Raw genomic sequence first — 22,131 nt, 5'->3', positions numbered from 1 at the left:
TTCTAGATTTAATCAGTATGGCAAAAAAGATATCTAATAACTTTATAAAAGAGCTTGTTGCAAATGCTGATATTGCTGATGTCGTGTCTAGATATGTTAATTTAACTAAATCTGGAAAAAATTATAAAGCTTGTTGCCCGTTTCATAATGAGAAAACACCATCATTCTTTGTTAATTCACAAAAGAGGTTCTTTCATTGCTTTGGTTGTCATGAGTCTGGTGATGCCTTAACCTTTGTAAAGAAAATTAATAATTTAGATTTCGTTGAGGCTGTTAAAACTCTTGCTGAAATTGTAGGCAAACCAGTTGAGTATGAAAATTATTCTCAGGAAGATTTACATAAAGAACAACTATTTAACAAGTGTATTGGCTTTTTAGCAATTGCCCAAAAATATTACCGTTGGAATCTTGGTAATTCCGCTTCAAAGGAAAAGGCTATTGGCTACCTTAAAAAAAGAGGAATTGATAGTGATTTAGCTAAAGTTTTTGGCATTGGATACTCCTCAGAAGGTTGGAATAATCTTACTCAATTAGCTAAATCCGTAAATGTATCAGAAGATATATTAATTGATACAGGACTTGCAATAAAAAATGATAAAGGGAATGTTTATGATCGCTTTCGTAATAGAATAATGTTCCCAATTAGAAATATTCAAGGTAATGTAATTGGCTATGGAGGCAGAGTAATACATGATTCAGATGGTGTTAAATATATAAATTCTCCTGAGACTATAGTTTTTCAGAAAAATAATATTTTATACGGGCTTTATGAATATAGAGAAAAGAAAAAACAATATCCTGACTTGGCAAATCAAAGTCTTATTGTTGTTGAAGGCTATATGGATGTTATTGGCTTAGCAAAATATGGCTTCTATTCTGCTGTGGCTACATTAGGAACGGCGTTCTCTCAGAATTATGCAAAAATATTATTTCGTGAAAGTAATTCTATTGTCTTATGTTTCGATGGAGATAGTGCTGGTCAAAAAGCAGTAGTTAGAACTATTAAAATAATTCTTCCTATTTTAGATGGAAATAAAAAGCTTAGGATACTTACCTTAGAATATGGTAAAGATCCAGATGATTATATTAAAGAATATGGATTAGACAATTTCAATAATTCATTAAAGAAGTCTCAGTCTGTCTTAGACTTCATAATAAACTATATCATAAATAATAAAGATATTTCTAAAGCTGAATGCAAATCAGAAATAGTAGAAAACTTAAAAGAATTTTTGATAGATATTGATGAAAACATTTATACAGAGAGTCTCATTTCAACAGTTGCTGAGAAGATAAATATTAATACTAATCAAATAAAAAAATTACTAAAATTAGGAAAGCAGAGGTCTAATATAGTTAATTTAGATATTGATAATTATAAATATAGACAAAAAAGACTCTCAAAAAGTATGTTGCTTGAGGAAGTAATATTGGCTGAAATTTTTGTCAATATTGCTGATTTTCGTATGTTATTAAAAGAAAATAACTTTGAAATATTTGCTACTTCAAAAAATCTTGATATTCTTGTTAAAAGCTTGAAAATTCTCAAAGAAGACTCATCTAATGAAATAGAAGCTGTAATATTGATACAGTTGTTGGCAGAGGACTATCCTGACTATAGAGAGTATTTTTTTGAGTTATTAAGTCAAGGCATCAGTAAAGCTAGAAAAAAATCTGATGGCGAGCAATATTGTGAGCAGATCTTAAAAGATTTGAAGAGAATTGAAGCTAATAGTGTAAAAGAACAGCTTAACTATTTAGGGTCTTTACCTTTTAGAACAGATGTTCAAGAGATGGAACGTAAGTATTTAGTAGCAAAATTAAGTAATAAAATATAAAAAAATCTATTGGAGTATGAGTAGATGACAAGAGAAGATTTACTTTCTGATCTGAAAGATCTTATGGTTGATGGTAAAGAAAGAGGCTATTTGACCAGAGCAGATATTTTAGATGCGTTGCCAGGAGATGTATCAGAAGATCCAAAAAAATATGAGGAAATTGAAGCTATCCTTATAGATGCAGGTATTGATGTATATGATAGAACTCCTGAATTAGACGAAGATGATGATGAAAGAAAAGTAAGTGAAGCTAACTTAGATGATTTAAAGGGTAAAACATCTGATCCCATTCGTATGTATATGCGTGAAATGGGAATAGTCGACCTTTTAGATAAAAAAGGCGAGACGGATATTGCTATTAGAATTGAAGAAGGCACTACTGAGGTTTTTAGCACTATTTTGAGTTATCCAATAGTTGTTAAGACTTATATTGAACGTTTTCGTGAGTTAGAAGAGAAGGCTGTTGACTATATGACTTCTCAAGATATCGAAGATGAGCCTGTTGCTAAGTATATCCGCTTTAATGAAATTATGGCTGGATTTAGTGATGAGCAAGTAACTGAAGAAAAAGTTGCAGAAGACGATCATGATGAAAAGATTGATACTCAAAGAGCATATGAATTTTTTGTAAATCTTGAGAAAATGTTTGAAGAATTTCAAGAAAAGCCAAATAAGAAACTTTATAGTAAAATAGTTAAAGAATTTGAGTGTTTGAGGTTATCTACATCTCACTTACAGAAATTAGTTGACTATATTAGGCTTCCTTATGCAAGGGTTAAGGAGTTTGAGCGAAAAATTCTTAGATTATGTGTGGAAAGGTCAAAGACTCCTCGCCAAGAGTTTATAAAAGTGTATGAAATAGGCTCTATTGAGTGGCTACCATCTTTGACTAAAAAATATAAATTTACAGATAATACTGTCAAAGAAATTCACAACTTGACAAAGCAAATTAATCAATTTCAGAATTTGATGATGATGAAAATTGAAGAGCTTAAGAAAGTTAATGTTGAAATTTCTAAGAGTGAAGCAAAAATTACTCAAGCTAAAAAGGAAATGATTGAAGCAAATTTGAGACTAGTTGTTTCTGAGGCTAAAAAATATACTAATAGAGGATTACATTTCTTAGATATTATTCAAGAAGGTAATATCGGATTGATGAAAGCCGTAGATAAATTTGATTATCGTAAAGGTTTTAAGTTTTCAACTTACGCAACTTGGTGGATTCGTCAGGCTATTACTCGATCAATCGCGGATCAAGCAAGAACGATTCGTGTACCAGTACATATGATAGAAACTATAAATAAGGTTAATAGAATTAAACGTCAAATTCTTCAAGAAAAAGGTCGTGAGGCTACCGAAGAAGAGATTATTGAGTATACTCCTAATATGACTAAGGATAAGCTTAAGAAAATTCTTAATATATCTCATACTCCAATTTCTATGGAAAGCCCAATTGGTGATGATGAAGACTCTACAGTTGGTGATTTTATTGAAGATAAAAATAATTATTCTCCAATAGAGGCTGCAAATTTAGAAAATCTAAGAGAAGCAATTAAGGAGCTTATTGATACTGGTTTAACTGAGAGAGAAGCAAAGGTTCTTATGATGCGCTTTGGTATTGGTATGAACACAGATCATACTTTAGAAGAAGTTGGTAAGCAGTTTAATGTTACTAGAGAACGTATTAGACAGATTGAAGCAAAAGCTCTTAGAAAGCTTAAGCATCCATCTAGATCAGCATTTTTGAAGACATTTTTATAATCTTTATTGCCTAGCACTAAAACTTATTTTCCAAAATAGCTTTTTATCATTTAGTATGATATATTCTTGCTAAATTTTATTTATTAAGTATTTAAAATGAAAAAAATAGTGTCTTTCTTTATATTGATATTTAGTACTTTAGCTCTTAATAGTTGTCTACTGATTGGTGCTGGAGTGTATGGTGTTGATCAGGCAGCATCATATTCAGAGAATCTTGATTACTCAGTTGTAGAAGTTAATAAGGCTGTTCTAGATACTTTAGCAAAAATGCCAGGTGTAACCATAACTAAAAACATTATAACCAATCAAGCATCAGAGATTGATGGTAGTGTAAATTCAAAGAGATTTAAAGGTACATTCAATATTAGTGTAGCTAGGATAGCTGATAATTCATCAACATTAACTATTAAATATGATATATTTGGCGATAAAGTTCAGTCAAAAAGATTCCTCGAAAATGTAAAGTCAAACTTGCATAAGAATTACAGTTAGAAAAATTTCTCTTACAAATCGTTTATAGTTTGATTAACTCTATAAACTCATCGACATATTGCTTTTGTAGTGTCTCAACATTTACTTTGTCAGAAAAATCAGATAATTGACACATTTGTAAATTTGTATAACCACATGGATTTATATAACTAAATGGCGTAAGATCCATTTTAGTATTTATAGCAATGCCGTGGTAGCTTTTACCTTGCTTTATTCTTAAGCCAAGAGAAGCTATTTTTTTGTTATTTATATATATGCCATGAGCATTTTCAATAGTATGCGAATTGAGATTATAATGCTTCTGAAGTATATTTGTACAAGCTTGCTCAACTATATCAACCAATTTTTTTGCGCCAAGTTTATTTCTTTTTATGTCTAGCAAAAAATATATTACAGCCTGACCAGGACCATGATAAGTAACTTGTCCACCACGATCAGTTTCAACAATTGGAATGTTATGTGTGTTTAGAATGTGTTCGGGATTGCCATGCTTACCTTGTGTAAAGACACTAGGATGCTCAACAAGCCAAATCTCATCTTTAGTAATATCACTACGCTTATTTGTAAAATCAACCATATCTTTAAAAACTTTTGAATACGGTTGTAAACTTAAATTCTTTATTATGATATTTTCTTTCATAAATATGAGTTTTTTATAGAACCATATGAACTTCTGGATGACTTGATATTTCTTTATAAATATTATCTAATTGCTCTTTACTATCAGCTGTAAATATTGCTGTTATAGATATATATTTTCCAGTTTTACTTTCTTTAGTATTAAAATCAATTTCACTATGTTTAGGTACATATTTTTCAAAAACTTTAAGAATAGCTTCTACAGTTTCTTTTTGAGGGTTTGCCATTATTTTAATTGGAAACTGGCAAGGAAATTCAAAAAAAGTTTCTGGTTGATTATTATTATTTTCTTCAGACATCATAAATCCTCTATTTTGGTTATAAAATTACCACCAACCTCTTTGTGATATATCATTCATAGATACTACCGGAACACTTGCTATTTTTTCTTTAGTATCACCAAGAGTTATTACAAGTTCGCCTACAGTTTGTCCTTTTTTAATTGGAGCTTTTATACCTGGCGTGAAGACTATACCTTGTTTTAAGAATGGTATATATGTTTTAGGCACTGTTTGGTATATATTTTGAGTTGAAGCGACTGTTATTTTTTGTCCGGCTTTAGCATTAGGAATATTATCTGCACTTATCGTAACAGGTGAGTTAGCCTTGTATAGCAGAACATTTTCATATTTACTTATAGCATATCTTAGCAGTTTAGATGATTCTGAGTCTCTCTTAGCTGAACTGCTAGTACCAAGAACTACAGAAATGAATCTTTCACCATCTTGTTTCGCAGAAGAAACTAGACAGTAACCAGCCGCGTCCGTATGACCAGTTTTCATTCCATCAGCACCATCAAAAGTAAATAGAAGTCTGTTTCTATTATTTTGAAGGACAAAATTGTCACCTTTAGGAAATAATTTAGAACACTTATCCTGCGCTTGAGAATCCAATCCTTTAGCAGAGAAGCTTTCTAATACATTACCACTAGAACGATCAAATTTTGGTAAGCATTGTTTGCGATCTGCAATGCTTACAGACTCCTGCTGTGTAGCATTCCATACCAAGCCTCTATCATCATATATTTTATATGCATCTGGGAAATTATATATGTAAGATCTTGCTAAAAGCGCCATATCATGAGCAGTTGTATACTGCTCACCACCTGGTAATCCATCTGGGTTGGCAAAATGAGTATTGTTCATGCCAATTGCTTTAGCTGTTTGGTTCATTAAATCTGTAAATGCTTCGGCTGTTCCACCAATATACTCAGCAAGAGCAATAGTAGCGTCGTTACCAGAGACTACATCCATGCCTGTAACTAAGTTTTTGACAGAAACTTTAGCACCTGCTTTTACATACATTTTAGATCCACCAGTAGAAGCAGCTTTCTCACTTATTGGTACCATAGTATCCCAACTAAGATTTCCTGCTTTGATTTCACTGGCAACAATATATGATGTCATGATTTTAGTCAAGCTAGCTGGAGGTCTTCTAACATCCATATTCTTTTGACTAACAATATCTCCAGTACGATAATTCATAGCTACCCATGCTGGTGCGTCTAATTCAATATTGACTGGTCTAACTATTATGTCTTTTTGTGCTAGTCCATTACCGCCATTAAAATAAGGGTCTGAACTGGATGAAATATTTGGAGCTGCAAAAGCAGTAGTGGCCACTAAACTAGCCGTCAACAAAGCTATCTTTTTAAATTTCATAATTTTCCTCTTTAAAATCTTATTAAAGTGTAATTTGTAGATAATATCTCACAACATTTTAATATTTATAGGTTATAAATACAAAGGTTTTTATGATAGACTGTTTTGTAGTGTATCAAGCGTTTATGCTTTAGCAAAAATATAGGAGAAATTGTTATGCTAAAAAATATACCTTGTGGAAAAGATGTTCCTAATGATTTCAATGTTGTAATTGAAATACCTCAAGATAGTGATCCGATAAAATATGAATTTGACAAAGATAGTAATATGATTGTAGTTGATAGATTTATGTCATCTACAATGAGATATCCTTGTAACTATGGTTTTGTTCCAAACACTCTTTATGATGATGGAGATCCTATTGATGTATTAGTTTTAGCTCCATATCCATTGGCAGTAGGTTGTGTGATCAACTGTAGAGCTGTTGGTGTTTTCAAAATGGAAGATGATGGCGGTGTTGATGCAAAAATTATTGCAGTACCAAGCTCTAAGCTAACTAAAGAATATGATCACATTAATGATGTTGATGACTTACCAGTGACGTTAAAACAAAGAATCGAACATTTCTTTACTCATTATAAAGATCTAGATTCAGGTAAGTGGGTAAAAGTTGATGGTTGGGATAATGCTGCTTTTGCTAAGCAAGAAATTAAAAAATCTGTCAGTAACTATAAATAATTTCTTCATTTGTTTTAAATATTTTAGTCTCTGATCATTTGTGATAATATTTCTAATTGAATCAAATATTCTTTTTAAGCTTAATAATGAAAATAGATAAACAGAAAAATATTAAATTAGCAATTTTTGATGTTGATGGTGTTCTCACTGATAGTAGAATAATAATTTCAAATGATGGTAATGAATTTAAGAACTTTAATGTCAAAGATGGACTCGGCTTAGTCCTGCTTCAAAAGTTAGGTATTAGAGTAGCTATTATAACTGGCAAAGAATCAAAGATTGTTCATGATAGATTTATAAGTTTAGGTCTGGATGCTGAAGATATTTACCAAGGGCAAAAAAATAAAGTTAAAGCATACGAAAGCTTAAAAAATAAGTATGATTTAAATGATCAAGATATTGCTTATATGGGTGACGATCTTCCAGATCTTATTTTGATGAATAAAGTAGGCCTATCAGCAACACCTTTTGACTCTATAGCAATAGTAAAAGAATATGCAGATTATGTTTGTCAAAATAATGGTGGTAATGCTGCAGTTAGAGAGTTTTGTGACTATATTATCAAGCATATGGGATTACATAATAAAATTATTAATGACTTTTTAGAGTTTGGCGGAGTGAAATAAGGATAAAGATGAAGTTCTTCACTAAGTATTCTTTATTTGCGAATGTACTCTCAATAATAATTATTATATTTGCTATGCTTTATATAAGCTATAATGCTCTAGATGGTGCAAAACCTCTTAAAAGCAACCAACAAAAAAATCGAGTTGAATTAAAGGCATTTGATTTTACTTATAATAAGTATGATGTAAAAGGTAATTTAGCAACAAACTTTTTTTCTAAAGAGCTAAGGCGTTATATCAATCAAGATTTATTTATGATTGATCTTACTGAAAAAAGTTATGATAGTAAAACTGGTAAGCTACAATGGCAAGTTAAATCTAAACATGGTTATATTCAACAGTTTACAGGGCAGAACTTGACTCACTTATATGATGGTGTTGACTCTATTATATACACTAATGACAACTCAGTAGACTCTCAAAATAATAAAAAGTCTGATTCAACATCTTTAGATAAGATTTTTATTAAAACGTCAGAGATGTTTTATAACTCAGCTACAAAAGACTTTTATAATGCAAGATTTACAAGAATATATGATCCTGAAACTGGTAATAATACAACGGGTATAGGGCTATCTGGCAATTCAGCTGCAAAAGTTATTCAGTTAGGACAAAATGTAAGGAGCTATTATGCGTCGAGTTAGATTGGTTGCGGCAATTTTTCTCTCGCTTACATCATATGCCTTTTCAGATGTAAGTGAAAATCAAATTGATAATAGTTTGCCAATGTATAATGCTGAGATTCAAGAAGATAATGTTGCTAATAATGAAAAAGAAGATAATTCAGCAGCTAATAGTCTAAAGGAGTATGGTCCAATAACTATATGTGCTGATAGTGTTGCTTATGTTGATGATCAACGTGTTATTACTTATTTAGGCAATGTTTTTGTGATGCAAGTTCATAATAATCATATTCTTTGTCATAAGCCTACAACTCCCAAAGATAATATTGTTTACTTCGAAAGAGATCCTTCACTAACTCTAGAACAATTACAACAAAGTTGGCTAACAACAGCTAAAAAACTTTGTGCTGAGCAAAAAGAGTGTAACTTTATATCTGGTCAAAGACTAGTAATAAATTTAGATGATAAAAAGAAGCTAAAAACCTTCACTATGATTTCGGATGATAATCATAATTCTCAATTTTATACTTATCCTACAAACTCGAATCCTGATTATAATACAGTCAAGACTGCGACTAGGGGTCCTGTTGAAGGTCAATCAAAGATGGTAATTTATCATGTGAATGATAAGCATCTAGAAATGTATAGAAAGGCTGTAGCTTATCAAAATGATAATGTTTACAAAGGTGAAAAAGTAATCTTTGATATTGATCACGATTTAATATCTATTCCAGGTAGTGAAAATAGAAGATCTACAATAATCTTAGATGGGGTACAGAAACAGACTAGAATTGATACTGGGCTTACACCTATTAGCGATTATGGTAAAGATAGACAAAAAGGAAGTGTAACAGGATTGAACACTTATAACACCAGTACATAATTTTAAGAGTGGTTTAAAATGGAAAAATATACATTAGAAGCAAAAAGATTGGGTAAAAAGTATGGTGCTCGCTGGGTAGTAAATAATGTGTCTATGAAAGTTTCAACAGGTGAAATTGTTGGATTACTAGGTCCTAATGGTGCAGGAAAAACTACGTCTTTCTATATGATTGTTGGACTTGTCGCTGCTACACGTGGCAAAGTACGCATGGGTGATGAAGATGTAACAAAAATGCCAATTCACTTAAGAGCACGAAGAGGGTTGGGATATTTACCCCAAGAGGCTTCTGTATTTAGAAAGCTAAGTGTAGAAGATAATATTATAGCTATATTAGAAACTCGTAAAGAGCTTAATAAAGTCCAAATTGAAGAAAAACTTAATGAACTTTTAGATGAGTTTAGTATTCAACATATTCGCAAAAGTTTGGGTATGAGTTTATCTGGTGGAGAGCGAAGAAGAGTTGAAATTGCAAGAGCTCTAGCTATGGACCCTAAGTTTATTCTCCTCGATGAACCATTTGCAGGGGTTGACCCAGTTTCTGTAATTGAAATTAAAGAAGTTGTAAGACATCTTAAAGATAGAGGGATAGGTGTATTAATTACAGACCATAATGTACGTGAGACGCTTGATATTTGTGAAAGAGCATATATTGTGAATGCTGGAAATATGCTAGCTGCTGGCTCACCAGAAGAAGTCTTAGCTGATGAGACCGTTAGAAAAGTATATCTTGGAGAAGATTTTAAATTGTAATTGATTACATGATTCATAATAGGAAATAAATTATGCAAATTGATCTGACAAAATCAAAAGTAGTTTGTGTTGGTAGGAATTATGTTGAACATATTCATGAGCTAAATAATGAAGTTCCAGAGAGCCCAGTCATATTTATCAAGCCTAATTCGAGCATATCTAAAAATCTTAGATTATCATCAGCTAGAGAAATTCATTATGAATGTGAGATAGTTTTTGCATTTGATCATGATTCAAATATAAAAGCAGTAGGTTTAGGCTTAGATTTAACTGATAGAAATTTACAATCAAAACTTAAAGCCAAAGGACTACCATGGGAATTAGCTAAAGCCTTTGATAATAGCGCTGTGATTAGCGAGTTTGTTAAGATTAATAATCAGGATATTGAGTTTCTAAACTTTAAAGCGTATAAAAATAACTCCTTAATTCAGCAAGGTAGCTACGATTTAATGATTTATAAACCTCAACAAATTATAGATTTTTTAAAGCAAAATGAGATATCTGTGGCTGAAAATGATTTACTAATGACAGGAACACCCAAAGGTGTTGGAGTAGTAAATGAGGATGATAAATTTAGAATAGAACTCTTTTGTAAAGATAGAAAAATATTAGAAACAACTTTTGGATAAATAACATATGTGGGCAATTGTAGGAAGCAGTGGTTTTGAATCTTTTGATGATTTTGAGATTATAGAGGAATTATCACGAGAAACTCCATTTGGGTTGTGCTCAAATGGCCTCTTTAAAATAAAAATAGAAGATAAAGAAGCATTATTCCTAAATAGAACTGGCTTAGGTCAGAATATATTACCACATCAAATAAACTACAAAGCGAATATATATGCTTTGAAAAAATATGGTGCTACTTCTATAATTGCCTTATCTTCAGTTAGAAGTTTAAGAGAAGAGTTAAAACCTGGAGATATGGTTATTCCATATCAGTTCATTGATAGAACAAAATCTTTACGAGAATTTACTTTTTGTGAGCAGGGACTACTTAACTATGTATCTCTTTCAAAACCTATAACAGAGAGTATAGCTGAAGAAATTAGAGCAAAAAAACAAGAATTTGATTTTGATATTCATTTTAAGCAGAGCTACGTATGTATAGAGGGACCACAGTTCCCTACTATAATAGATGCTAAATGCTTCCAGAGTATGGGAGGTGGTGTCATAGGTATGACAGCATTTCCAGAGTTTGCTTTAGCAAGAGAAGCTGGGCTTAACTATATTAGCTGTAACTTTATCGTTGACTACGTGCCGTGGTCTTATGATGTTAGAAATCTCTATAACGTTTTAGAGATAAGAGAAACAAATAATCTGAAAGCAGAAAAACTAGTTAAGTGGTTAGTAAATAATTTACCTTTTTATGCTGAAAATGATTGTCATGAGCTTGGTATTGCTCGATATTTATCAACACCTATTGAGTCGTTATCTCCAAATAAAAAAGAATGGCTTAAAGTCATAGCTAGAGATAATTCTGAACATGAAGAAGCTCTTGAAGCTGAAATTCTTAAAAAAGTTCCAGACTTATATGGTGGTATCAAGACTATACCTGCTAAACTACAGGATTTATTAACTTTCATTAGTAAGTTTGACAGAGATGGCAATCGTCAAGATATTGATACCACAAGAAAGGCTGCTGCATCACTAGGGTTATATAGTTATCCTAAAGTAGATCTTGAGAGTGTTGAAGATATTGAAATTACACATAATGATGGTCACAATATCCCTGTTAGAGTATATAATCCTAAAGTTGATGAGAAACTTAAGGTAATAATTTTTTCTCATGGCGGAGGATTTGTATCTGGTACACTTGATTCATTTGATGCTTTTTGTCGTAAGCTTGCATTGACTACTAATAGGATTGTTTTTGCGGTTGATTATCGTCTTGCACCTGAACATAAATTTCCAGCTGGTCTAAATGATGTCGAGTTTGTTGCAGAGTATGTTTATCAGCACTCTAAAAGGCTAGGAGTTTCTCGTAAGAAATTTACTTTAATGGGTGATAGCGCAGGAGCTAATTTGACAGTTTTGGCAACTTATAATCTACTTCAGAAAGGTAGTGTTAAAATTGGGAATAATATTATCCTATATCCATCTGTAGATTTATCGCATATGCCTACGAAATCGCTTGAAGACTATTCTAGTGGCTATATTTTAACTAAAGCAAAAACAAAATGGTATTCTGAGTTATACGTGCCTGAAGGTATGGACAAATGTTCTCCAGAAATATCTCCATTTTATATTAAAGAATTGGATAATATGCCGAGAACTTTAGTTATGACAGCAGGCTATGACCCTTTAAAAGATGAGGGATTATTATTTGCTGAAAGACTTCTTAGACATGATGTTGAGGTACAACATTATCACTTTGATAGTTTAGTACATGGTTTTATCAATTTCTCAAAATTGATTCCAAAAGAGATGGAAATACTTCATTCTAGAGTTGTTAAATTTCTTGGCTAATTATGAAAAATTATCTACTACAAATTGAGTACTTTGGTAAAAACTATTGTGGCTGGCAAAGACAGTCTCATTCACCAAGTATTCAAGAAGAGCTAGAAAAAGCACTCTCAAAAATTGCAAATCAAAATATAGAAGTTACTTGTGCAGGGCGAACTGATACCGGAGTACATGCGACTTCGCAAGTTGTTAACTTTCATTCAGATGCAGATAGAAATCTTAGTTCTTGGATGAGGGGAACGAATGCTCTTTTACCACAGGATATTAAAATACTAGATATTAAAGAAGTTGGTAATGATTTTAATTCTAGATTTACAGCAACAAATAGAACCTATAATTATATTATCTATAATTCTGCAATTAGCTCACCAATATTCGCAGAACACTGCTTGTGGGAAAATCGTCAGCTAAATATAGATAAAATGAATCAAGCTTGTAAATACTTATTAGGTGAGCAAGATTTTACATCTTTTAGATCATCTCAATGTCAGTCAAACACGCCATTTAGAAATATTCAAAGAGCTGAGTTTATTAAACAGGGAAATTTTATAGTATTTGAGGTTGTTGGCAATGCTTTTTTGCACCATATGATTAGAAATTTTATAGGCTCCTTACTAAAAGTAGGTTTAGAATTTGAATCTCCAGAATGGATTAAGCTAGTATTAGAAGCTAAGGATAGGACAAAAGCCGCTGAAACAGCTAAAGCACACGGTCTATATTTTGTTGGAGTTGAGTATCCTGAGTTTAGCTTTAGACGTCGAGTCACAGAGCTTTTTTATTAGTCTAATAATTTAGTTTTCTATGAAAGTCTTATACGACTATATATTTAATATTATTTTTATCACTAAAAGCTAATTACAATCAAATTCATTTAGGTTAAAATATCCTTTTAAGAAAATATTTATTTCTATAAAAATGACAGATATACATAATCATAAGATTTTGATTTTAGATTTTGGTTCGCAATATACTCAACTTATCGCTCGTAGAGTGAGAGAGGTTGGTGTCTTTTGCGAAATATTTCCTCACGACATAGCAGATGATTTTATCAAAGATTATCATGCTAAAGGTATAATTCTTTCTGGTGGTCCTGAGTCTGTATATGATTCAGATGTTAAGGCTCCGGAAATAGTCTTTGAATTAGGTGTTCCTGTTTTGGGTATCTGCTATGGTATGCAAACAATGGTAATGCAGCATGGTGGAGAGGTAAAAGGAGCTGATCAAAGTGAGTTTGGTAAAGCGATCATTAATATCTTAAAATCATCAGAAAATATATTTTCTAATCTCAAAACAGAGCAGTCTGTATGGATGAGTCATAGTGATAAAGTTACTCAAACTGGCGAACATTTTGAAGTAATAGCATCATCAACTAATGCTCCTGTTGCAGCTGTTGCTCACAAGAGTAAACCTTTTTATGGAGTACAGTTTCATCCAGAAACTACTCATACAGAGAACGGTAAACAGATTATAGAAAATTTTGCCTTAAATATCTGTAAATGTGATGCTCTTTGGAACATCGAAAATATTATTGAAAACGATATCAAAGAAATAAAAAAACAGGTTGGAAGTGATAGAGTAATTTTAGGCTTATCAGGTGGTGTTGACTCATCTGTAGTAGCAGCAATATTACATGAAGCTATTGGCGATCAACTTACCTGTATATTTGTAGATACTGGACTACTTCGTCTTAATGAAGGCGACCAAGTGATGGAAGTATTTGCAGAGCATATGGATATTAATGTTATTCGTGTAAATGCTAAAAATAGATTTTTAGATGCTCTAAAGGGTATTGGTGATCCTGAAGAAAAGCGTAAAATCATAGGTAAGCTTTTTGTTGATATTTTTGATGAAGAAGCAGCTAAAATCGAAAATGCGAAATGGCTTGCTCAAGGCACGATCTATAGTGATGTAATTGAGTCAGCTGGTAATAGCCAGTCTAAAGCTCATGTTATTAAATCTCATCATAACGTTGGTGGTTTGCCAAAAGAGATGAAGCTTAAGCTATTAGAACCTCTAAGAGAGTTATTCAAAGATGAGGTGCGTAAATTAGGACTGGGCTTAGGCTTGCCGTATAATATGCTTTATAGACATCCGTTCCCAGGTCCAGGTCTTGGTGTGCGTATATTAGGTGAAATTAAGAAAGAGTATGTTGAAACTCTACAAAAAGCAGATGCTATCTTTACTGAAGAGCTCTATAAGCATAATTTGTATCATGATATTTCTCAGGCCTTCGGGGTTTTCTTACCAGTTAAGTCAGTTGGGGTTGTTGGGGATCAGCGTAGATATGAATATGTTATAGCATTAAGAGCTGTGGTTAGTATTGATTTTATGACTGCAACATGGGCAAATTTGCCTTATGACTTCTTATCTATAGTTTCAAATAGAATTGTAAATGAAGTTAAACAAGTATCACGAGTCGTTTATGATGTAACAGGTAAACCACCTGGAACAATTGAGTGGGAATAACCACTAGCTGACGAAATGTTTAATTTATTAAAGTATATATTCTTTAGAATTGTACTTTTGGGTTAGATGAAGATTTTATACTATGTCGAAATATACTATTTTAGATAAGATAAATACCCCTGCAGATCTTAAGCTTGTACCCGAGGGACAACTTAAAGAACTAGCATCTGAGTTAAGAACTTTTTTGGTAGATACATTGGATGTAAGTGGTGGACATTTTGCAAGTAGTCTTGGTGCTACAGAGCTTACAGTAGCGCTACACTATGTTTTTAATACACCTTACGATAATATTGTATGGGATGTTGGACATCAAACATATATTCATAAAATCTTGACAGGTAGAAAAGATAAGCTTATTACTATCAAAAAAGATGGTGGAATTTCGGGTTTTCCAAAGCGATCTGAAAGTGAATATGACACTTTTGGAGTAGGGCACTCAAGTACATCGATAAGTGCAGCACTTGGCATGGCTATTGCAGATAGACTACAAGGTAAACACTCTAGCTCAATTGCTGTAATTGGAGATGGTGCTATAACTGGTGGTATGGCATTTGAGGCACTTAATCATGCTGGGGGAATTAAAGAGGACATTTTAGTTATTCTCAATGACAACGAAATGTCAATTTCTGATAATGTTGGTGGTCTTTCTGCTCATTTTAGCAAGATTATTTCAGGTGGCTTTTATAACTCAATTCGTGAAAAAGGAAAGGAAGTTCTTAAAAATATTCCACCGATGTTTGAGTTCGTGAAAAAGATAGAAACACAGACTAAAGGAATGTTTGTCCCTGCAAATTTTTTTGAAGATTTAGGTTTTTATTATGTAGGGCCAATAGATGGGCATAATGTTGTAGAGTTAGTAAAGACTTTAAGAATTTTAAAAGATCACAGAGGTCCGAAACTTTTACATGTAATTACCAAAAAAGGTAAAGGCTATACTAAGGCAGAATCTGATCCAATTAAGTTTCATCATGTTGCACCAAGTTTTCATAGTGGAGATGCTCAATCAAAAGCTTCTAAGCCAACTTACTCAAATATATTTGGTAACTGGATTTGTCAAAAAGCAGCTAAAGATGAGCGCTTAGTAGGTGTAACTCCAGCTATGAAGGAAGGCTCTGATTTAATTAGATTTTCACAACAATATCCAAATAGATACTTTGATGTGGCTATTGCTGAGCAGCATGCAGTTACTTTTGCAGGTGGTTTAGCATGCCAAGGACTTAAGCCTGTAGTTGCTATTTATTCAACATTTCTACAAAGAGCTTATGATCAGGTTATACATGATATAGCATTACAAGATTTAGATGTCTTATATGCTGTTGATAGAGCTGGTCTTGTTGGAGCCGATGGCGCAACTCATGATGGTAGTTTTGATATATCATTTATGCGTTGTATTCCAAATCATGTAATTATGACTCCAAGTGATGAAAACGAGACATATCATATGCTTGAACTTGGATATGAATACAAGGGACCTGCAATGGTACGCTATCCTCGTGGAGCAGGTATTGGTGCTGAAATTACTGATAATCTTGATATAGAATTAGGCAAAGCAAAGCTTGTTAAAAAAGGTTCAAGAGTCGCTATTTTAAATTTTGGAACTTTATTACCACTTGCTAACCAGCTAGCTGATAAATATGATATTACTGTAGTTGATATGAGATTTGTAAAACCTCTTGATGAACAACTGATTGATGAAATATGTCAAAACCATAATATTATATTTACATTTGAGGAAAATTCGATAGCCGGAGGAGCTGGCTCTGCGGTTAATGAGTATATACTTGCTAGCGATCTAAGTAAAAATACGATTGTCAGAAACTTTGGTCTCAAGGATGAGTTCTTAACTCATGGTACAAAAGATCTTCTGCTAGATTATTCAAATCTTTCTTTCAATAAAATAGCTGAGGTTTTAGAGAAGCTTTTAAGTCACAAAAAATAATTATTATAAAATCTATATCTAAAATTTAATTATAGTTGCTATTAATCTTCTATATATAGTATTTTGAGAGTTACTATTTTATAATTTCTAGCATATTTATTTTTGGTGATACTCATCTGATGAAGAAAATACTTCTTGTCATTTTTTTGATACTTTTATTAGCATTGTCATACTATTATTTTATCTACCAAAGCTATAATAATTGGCCGATTGTTAATCAAAAGCCACAGGGCGAGACTATTATTGCTTTTGGTGATAGCTTAACAGCTGGATACGGTGTCGATAAATATGACAACTATCCATCTCAATTATCAAGAATGATTGGTGAACCTGTAATAAATATGGGAGTATCTGGTGAAACAACAGGTCAAGCACTATTAAGAATTGAAGATGTTGTACAAGCTAATCCTAGAATAGTAATAGTATCACTAGGAGCAAATGATCTCAGAAAAAGAATTCCTGCAGCTCAAGCTTTTGCAAATTTAAGACGTATAGTAAATATACTACAGGCAAATGGAGCATTAGTTGTTATTGGAGGTTTAGACATACCATACTATAAAAATGATTATGCTGAAGACTATATCGAGTTTGCAAAAATTAATGGATGTTTGTTAGTTCCTAATGTTTTAGAAGGAATTATCGGCCACCAAGATTTAATGGTTGATGCTGTGCACCCTAATGCAAAAGGATATACAATTATGGCAAATCAATTTTATAACGTTATAGAAGGATATATTGATTAGTATTAAAACAGTTAGATACCTTTATTAAGATTAGAAACGCCTTCTTTTTGATAGACGTGATAGACATCTAAGCCAAGCTTTCTTCTAATGTATGGTAAAGAGAAATAACCACGAATATATTTTTCGCCGTTTTCATTCTTATCATACACTACTATATGATGGTAATCCGAATTAATCAAAGTATTAAGGATATGACCAATCTTAGTATTTTTTATAATAGAGTAAGATACAGCATTTACCTTAGCAATTGGTAACATAATATCATGTGCAACTAAATCAGCGGGTTTTGTGCCTGAGCTTCTAGCTCTTTCTTGAAGTGCTTGACTTTCTATATAATGAAGAGCAATCGTCCCTACAACTTTATCTTCAGCATTAATGACTAGTGCAAAATCTTTATGATTATCAATTATTTTTGTTTTCACATCTTTTATATTTAGATCTGCTCTGACTGTCAAAGCATCATGATCCTTATAATCCCTAAAGACCTCTAAAGCGGAACTTTCTAAGTAAAGAAGATGGCTAGCATCATCTCTAAGATAGTTTATTGATTTAGTATCGGTAAAGTGAGAAAGCTCTATTTGTTTAAAGTCTTTTAAATCCACTATTTTCTCCATATATTAATGTCGATTTTATAAATAGATTTTAGACAAAACATTTATCTTTTTCAAAGTTTATCAATCAATATTTTTAGTATAAATAGTTAAGGTGGTAAAATTATTCAATTCTAAGCATTTAGAACGGGCTAGAGCAAATAATAATAGTAGCTATAAGTTAATATTAAAAACACTAAAAATGTTATAATAGACTAAATTTTTATTAGAAGATTAAAGTATGATCGAGACAGATAGAATAATTTCAGCAAATACTGTACAAACTAAGGATGAAAATTCCATCGATAGAGCTATAAGACCAAAAACTTTAGCTGAATATGAAGGTCAGCCTGCAGTACGCGAACAAATGGAGATTTTTATTCAAGCTGCAAAATCTCGAAATGATGCCCTTGATCATACTCTTATATTTGGGCCCCCAGGTTTAGGTAAAACAACATTATCAAATATTATTGCCAATGAAATGGAAGTGGAACTTAAGCAAACAAGTGGTCCAGTTTTAGAAAAAGCTGGAGATTTGGCAGCACTTTTGACTAACTTAGAAGAGAACGATGTATTATTTATCGATGAAATACATCGCTTAAGTCCTGTTATTGAAGAAATATTATATCCAGCTATGGAAGATTATCAGCTTGATATTATGATTGGTGAAGGTCCCGCAGCAAGATCAATCAAGATTGATTTACCTCCATTTACATTAGTAGGAGCTACAACTAGAGCAGGGCTTCTGACTTCACCCTTGAGAGATAGGTTTGGTATAATTCAAAGGCTAGAATTCTACTCAGTTGACGATCTAGCTAAGATAGTTTATCGTTCGGCTAAGCTTTTAGATCTAGATATTACAGACGATGGTGCCAACGAAATTGCTAAACGTTCAAGAGGTACACCAAGAATAGCAAATAGATTACTACGTAGAGTTAGAGATTATGCTCAAGTTAAAGCTTCTGGAGTTATATCTTATGATATTGCTGATAAAGCTCTTACAATGCTAAAAGTTGATCCTGTAGGATTTGATCATATGGATCATAAATATCTACTCACATTAATGGAAAAATTTGGTGGTGGTCCAGTAGGATTAGATACGATGGCAGCTGCACTTAGTGAAGAAAAGGGAACTATTGAGGATGTTATAGAACCTTATCTAATTCAGCAAGGATATATCATGCGTACGGCAAGAGGACGTATTGCAACTTTACTAGCATACAATCATTTTAAATTAAAAATACCAGATAGTTTATCATCAGATCAACAACAGAACTTATCTCTTTAATTTAGAACTTATTCTTTAACAAGAAGCTTTAAGCTTATCTAAATTATTTGATTTAATTACACTATTTAATCTATTTTGATATTCATCTCCCTCTAACGCAGAGTATTCTGTCAGAGTATTAATGAGTTGAGAAGTATCGCCATTAGCTTGTCTTACTTGTCTAAATTTAGCAAACTTTTCTCCAGTATTTAATCTAAAGTAGTATCCAAGAATACTATCTCCAACATCTTTAAAAGTCTCTACTTGGACATCTGAATCTTTAGCCTTGATACCACAGTTTTCTTCAAAACAATGTAATCCAAAATAATTATTATAGTCAACTGCAAATCTAGATGTTCCCCAGCCAGTTTCAAGAATTGCTTGAGCAATTACTAGACTTTTAGGGGCGATATTAACTTTTGTAACTAAAGCATTAACTTGTTCTTGTAAAGTATTAGCATTCCATACTTTGTAGAATGAAGTATATTTTTTGACTTTTGTTTTTTGATTTTCATCTAAATCTTGTTTGTCATTAAGAATTTCTTGTAGTTTCAAAATAGTTTGTCTTTGTTTACATAACTCTTGATTAGCCTCATCTATTTCTTTTGACATAAACTCTATAAAGATTTTTTTCTTTTCAGATACATCTTTGATATCTCTAAAGTCAGGTTTATAAGTTCCTGCTGGTATCGGAGGGGTTTCTAAGTGATATTTATCAGAACTTGCAAAACTTATATTTATGAAAAATATAGTTAAAACAAAAAAATACTTACCTAAATTTATTTTATTCATAATTTATACTATCTAAGATTAATTTTATTTAAATACAATTGTAACAAGATATACAAAATACTTGTATATCTAAATTCTACAAGATTTTAATCTTCATAAATTAGTATGTCACCAGGTTGACAATTTAGATATTCACAAATTGCTTCTAAAGTAGAAAACCTAATAGCTTTTGCCTTTTCATTTTTTAAAATAGATAAATTTTGCTCAGTAATTCCAATAGCTTTAGCTAAGTCTTTTGATTTTATTTGTTTTGCAGTCATAATTTTAGCTAGGTTAACTCTTATAGCCATCTAAATACCCTTAAATTGTTAAATCATTTTCTTCAGCAAGTTCGTGAGCTTTTTGCATAACTTTTGATATTGTTATAATCACTCCACCACATAATAATGCTAGAATTTCGTTAGTACCGATTGATACACTTACGAAACGTTCACCTACAGGATTATGATAACTTAGAGTCAATGATATTAAAGGCTCAAAAATGATTTGAGCAAAAAAATAATATACCAATCCCCATCCTAATCTTTTGTATATCAAAACTACTCTAGAAGAAAAAACCTAAAGTTTTTCATAACACGTAAATAATTTGATTAAAAGAGCAATTATATAAAGTATTACTGAAACTGGTATCAAGCTAACTAAAAGACCTATAATTCTAGTATCTAAAGCAATTGGTTGTGACATTTGATCGATATAATGCTGTGCTGTATCTGTGACATTAGGTATATATTCGCTCTGTGCAAAAGCCCAAAATGTTGGAACAGATATTACTATCAATACAAAAACTATTCTAAAAATATTTTTATAGAACTTACTAATTTTTTCTAAATTTTGCATAACTTTTATTCCTTGTGTATTTAGAGATATGATATCTATTTTATATTATTTTTATCGTTTATCAATAATTAGTTATTGATAAACAGTAATTTATTTGTGAGAATATCAAAAAAATGAAGGAAAATAAAATATGTTTAGAAAAATTTTAATAATATTTAGCTTTTGTTTATTCATGAATTTATCGGTTGCTAATAATTTACAAGATATTTTGAAAGAATATGCTTACAAAGCATTGAAGCTAGAAAATAAAAAAGAGTTTAAAGCACCATATATACTTGCAAAGGTAAACAATAGATTTGCTTATGTGATTTTTGATTCCGGATCAAAAGGAATAAGTATTTTTAACCACTCAGTTGATCAATTAGGACTTAATCAGGAAAGTGGTTCTGGATATTCATCAAATATGGTAGGACAAAAAATTAAAAATCAAAATGTACTATTAAATAAAATTCAGATAGGGGACATTCTCCTTAAAAATGTCGAAGCCAAAATTACTAACCAGCCTAAAAGAAAACAATATCCGGTAATTGTTATTGGAACAGATTTCTTAGTTAGATATAATGCGATTTTTGACTTTTCAGAGAACTTAATATACTTAAATAAAAATAACCTAACAGCTAAAAAACACTATGAAATAGGACAAGTATTAGATAAAGAAAATTATTTATTAATTAGCTTAACTAAATTATTATCTCAGCATCAGACAATTGCCATATCAATAGATAGTAATCACCCGGTTAATTGCTTACTTGATACAGGAACTTCTAATTTTACAATTTCAGATAAATATCTGAAGAGCATAGACTTAGCACCAACTAAACCTCAGAAAACAATTAAAGCAACAGATGGAACATTGACAGTCGCAGATATTAAAATCAAGAACCTAATCTTAAATCCTATGAATTTGTTTTTCCAAAATAAAATCCAACTAGTAAATCTAGATGCAACTGCTGCAAATATTGAGTCGATGAGTAAATTTTTAGGAGTGGTATGTATCTTGGGATATGATGAATTACATACAAAAAAAGCAATATATGATTTAGTTGCAGGAAGAATATACATAAAAGTTAAAAAGTAATT

General features: G+C 31.6%; 22 protein-coding genes and 1 pseudogene. 16 read left to right on the top strand and 7 right to left on the bottom strand.

Features of this window, described 5'->3' with window-relative positions:
* The first annotated feature begins 17 nt into the window (after positions 1 to 17).
* The 3 genes from dnaG (at position 18) to IMS64_RS04655 (ending at position 4,091) form a co-directional block, all read left to right on the top strand.
* Positions 18 to 1,838 (top strand): DNA primase, encoded by a 1,821-nt coding sequence (dnaG, locus tag IMS64_RS04665; protein ID WP_211491049.1) that lies wholly within the window; start codon positions 18 to 20, stop codon positions 1,836 to 1,838.
* A gap of 24 nt (positions 1,839 to 1,862) precedes the next feature.
* Positions 1,863 to 3,599: an RNA polymerase sigma factor RpoD gene (gene rpoD, locus IMS64_RS04660; RefSeq protein WP_042518316.1), complete on the top strand. Its 1,737-nt coding sequence runs from the start codon at positions 1,863 to 1,865 to the stop codon at positions 3,597 to 3,599.
* 96 nt (positions 3,600 to 3,695) lie between these two features.
* On the top strand, positions 3,696 to 4,091 hold the full coding sequence (locus IMS64_RS04655) for a DUF3568 family protein (protein ID WP_088821246.1): 396 nt from the start codon (positions 3,696 to 3,698) through the stop codon (positions 4,089 to 4,091).
* A 22-nt stretch (positions 4,092 to 4,113) separates the two neighbouring features.
* Here the strand turns inward: IMS64_RS04655 and lipB are convergent, their stop codons facing one another.
* The 3 genes from lipB to IMS64_RS04640 are packed head-to-tail and all read right to left on the bottom strand — an operon-like array spanning position 4,114 to position 6,391.
* Positions 4,114 to 4,731: a lipoyl(octanoyl) transferase LipB gene (lipB, locus tag IMS64_RS04650; protein ID WP_200155660.1), complete on the bottom strand. Its 618-nt coding sequence runs from the start codon at positions 4,729 to 4,731 to the stop codon at positions 4,114 to 4,116.
* A 13-nt stretch (positions 4,732 to 4,744) separates the two neighbouring features.
* Positions 4,745 to 5,029, bottom strand: a complete 285-nt coding sequence (locus IMS64_RS04645; protein WP_004287714.1) for an HP0495 family protein — start codon at positions 5,027 to 5,029, stop codon at positions 4,745 to 4,747.
* A gap of 27 nt (positions 5,030 to 5,056) precedes the next feature.
* Entirely contained in the window at positions 5,057 to 6,391 is a 1,335-nt protein-coding gene (locus IMS64_RS04640; RefSeq protein WP_004287715.1) for a D-alanyl-D-alanine carboxypeptidase family protein, read from the bottom strand.
* 156 nt (positions 6,392 to 6,547) lie between these two features.
* On the opposite strand from IMS64_RS04640, the gene ppa reads away from it, so the two are divergent.
* The 11 genes from ppa (at position 6,548) to IMS64_RS04585 (ending at position 17,565) form a co-directional block, all read left to right on the top strand.
* On the top strand, positions 6,548 to 7,069 hold the full coding sequence (gene ppa / locus IMS64_RS04635; protein WP_004287716.1) for an inorganic diphosphatase: 522 nt from the start codon (positions 6,548 to 6,550) through the stop codon (positions 7,067 to 7,069).
* 86 nt (positions 7,070 to 7,155) lie between these two features.
* The gene (locus IMS64_RS04630) at positions 7,156 to 7,695 is read left to right on the top strand and encodes a KdsC family phosphatase (RefSeq protein ID WP_042518324.1); all 540 of its coding nucleotides are present in this window, start codon (positions 7,156 to 7,158) and stop codon (positions 7,693 to 7,695) included.
* A gap of 8 nt (positions 7,696 to 7,703) precedes the next feature.
* Positions 7,704 to 8,339, top strand: coding sequence for an LPS export ABC transporter periplasmic protein LptC (lptC, locus tag IMS64_RS04625; protein WP_211491048.1), 636 nt, complete (start codon positions 7,704 to 7,706; stop codon positions 8,337 to 8,339).
* Positions 8,326 to 9,201 carry an LptA/OstA family protein gene (locus IMS64_RS04620; RefSeq protein ID WP_211491047.1) on the top strand — a complete coding sequence of 292 codons (876 nt, stop codon included), beginning with the start codon at positions 8,326 to 8,328 and terminating at the stop codon, positions 9,199 to 9,201. The genes lptC and IMS64_RS04620 overlap by 14 nt, the downstream gene beginning before the upstream one ends.
* An 18-nt stretch (positions 9,202 to 9,219) precedes the next feature.
* Positions 9,220 to 9,951: an LPS export ABC transporter ATP-binding protein gene (gene lptB / locus IMS64_RS04615; RefSeq protein ID WP_004287720.1), complete on the top strand. Its 732-nt coding sequence runs from the start codon at positions 9,220 to 9,222 to the stop codon at positions 9,949 to 9,951.
* 32 nt (positions 9,952 to 9,983) lie between these two features.
* Positions 9,984 to 10,580: a fumarylacetoacetate hydrolase family protein gene (locus tag IMS64_RS04610; RefSeq protein ID WP_042523340.1), complete on the top strand. Its 597-nt coding sequence runs from the start codon at positions 9,984 to 9,986 to the stop codon at positions 10,578 to 10,580.
* Positions 10,581 to 10,587: 7 nt separating this feature from the next.
* Positions 10,588 to 12,420, top strand: coding sequence for an alpha/beta hydrolase fold domain-containing protein (locus IMS64_RS04605; RefSeq protein ID WP_042523338.1), 1,833 nt, complete (start codon positions 10,588 to 10,590; stop codon positions 12,418 to 12,420).
* 2 nt (positions 12,421 to 12,422) lie between these two features.
* Positions 12,423 to 13,199, top strand: coding sequence for a tRNA pseudouridine(38-40) synthase TruA (gene truA / locus IMS64_RS04600; protein ID WP_211491046.1), 777 nt, complete (start codon positions 12,423 to 12,425; stop codon positions 13,197 to 13,199).
* 133 nt (positions 13,200 to 13,332) lie between these two features.
* Positions 13,333 to 14,883, top strand: a complete 1,551-nt coding sequence (gene guaA, locus IMS64_RS04595; RefSeq protein ID WP_200147630.1) for a glutamine-hydrolyzing GMP synthase — start codon at positions 13,333 to 13,335, stop codon at positions 14,881 to 14,883.
* An 82-nt stretch (positions 14,884 to 14,965) separates the two neighbouring features.
* On the top strand, positions 14,966 to 16,822 hold the full coding sequence (gene dxs, locus IMS64_RS04590) for a 1-deoxy-D-xylulose-5-phosphate synthase (RefSeq protein ID WP_211491045.1): 1,857 nt from the start codon (positions 14,966 to 14,968) through the stop codon (positions 16,820 to 16,822).
* A gap of 119 nt (positions 16,823 to 16,941) precedes the next feature.
* Positions 16,942 to 17,565 (top strand): arylesterase, encoded by a 624-nt coding sequence (locus tag IMS64_RS04585; RefSeq protein ID WP_211491044.1) that lies wholly within the window; start codon positions 16,942 to 16,944, stop codon positions 17,563 to 17,565.
* An 11-nt stretch (positions 17,566 to 17,576) separates the two neighbouring features.
* Here the strand turns inward: IMS64_RS04585 and IMS64_RS04580 are convergent, their stop codons facing one another.
* On the bottom strand, positions 17,577 to 18,167 hold the full coding sequence (locus IMS64_RS04580) for a CBS domain-containing protein (RefSeq protein ID WP_173405546.1): 591 nt from the start codon (positions 18,165 to 18,167) through the stop codon (positions 17,577 to 17,579).
* A 229-nt stretch (positions 18,168 to 18,396) separates the two neighbouring features.
* Here IMS64_RS04580 and ruvB point away from each other — a divergent pair, with 229 nt between their 5' ends.
* A complete protein-coding gene (ruvB, locus tag IMS64_RS04575; RefSeq protein ID WP_088821237.1) occupies positions 18,397 to 19,443 on the top strand; it encodes a Holliday junction branch migration DNA helicase RuvB in 1,047 nt (348 codons plus the stop codon).
* Positions 19,444 to 19,458: 15 nt separating this feature from the next.
* On the opposite strand, the gene IMS64_RS04570 is transcribed toward ruvB, so the two are convergent.
* From IMS64_RS04570 to IMS64_RS04560, 3 genes and pseudogenes are all read right to left on the bottom strand, one after another.
* A complete protein-coding gene (locus tag IMS64_RS04570) occupies positions 19,459 to 20,214 on the bottom strand; it encodes a glucosaminidase domain-containing protein (protein ID WP_244972924.1) in 756 nt (251 codons plus the stop codon).
* An 86-nt stretch (positions 20,215 to 20,300) separates the two neighbouring features.
* Positions 20,301 to 20,504, bottom strand: coding sequence for a helix-turn-helix domain-containing protein (locus tag IMS64_RS04565; protein ID WP_004287730.1), 204 nt, complete (start codon positions 20,502 to 20,504; stop codon positions 20,301 to 20,303).
* Between the two features lie 10 nt (positions 20,505 to 20,514).
* Positions 20,515 to 21,051: pseudogene (locus IMS64_RS04560) on the bottom strand (DUF2975 domain-containing protein).
* Between the two features lie 130 nt (positions 21,052 to 21,181).
* Here IMS64_RS04560 and IMS64_RS04555 point away from each other — a divergent pair.
* Entirely contained in the window at positions 21,182 to 22,129 is a 948-nt protein-coding gene (locus IMS64_RS04555) for a retroviral-like aspartic protease family protein (RefSeq protein ID WP_211491043.1), read from the top strand.
* The last annotated feature ends 2 nt before the right edge of the window (positions 22,130 to 22,131 follow it).

Source organism: Francisella philomiragia (genome assembly GCF_018135955.1).
GTDB lineage: Bacteria > Pseudomonadota > Gammaproteobacteria > Francisellales > Francisellaceae > Francisella > Francisella philomiragia.
This window is presented reverse-complemented; position numbering and strand designations above follow the sequence as displayed.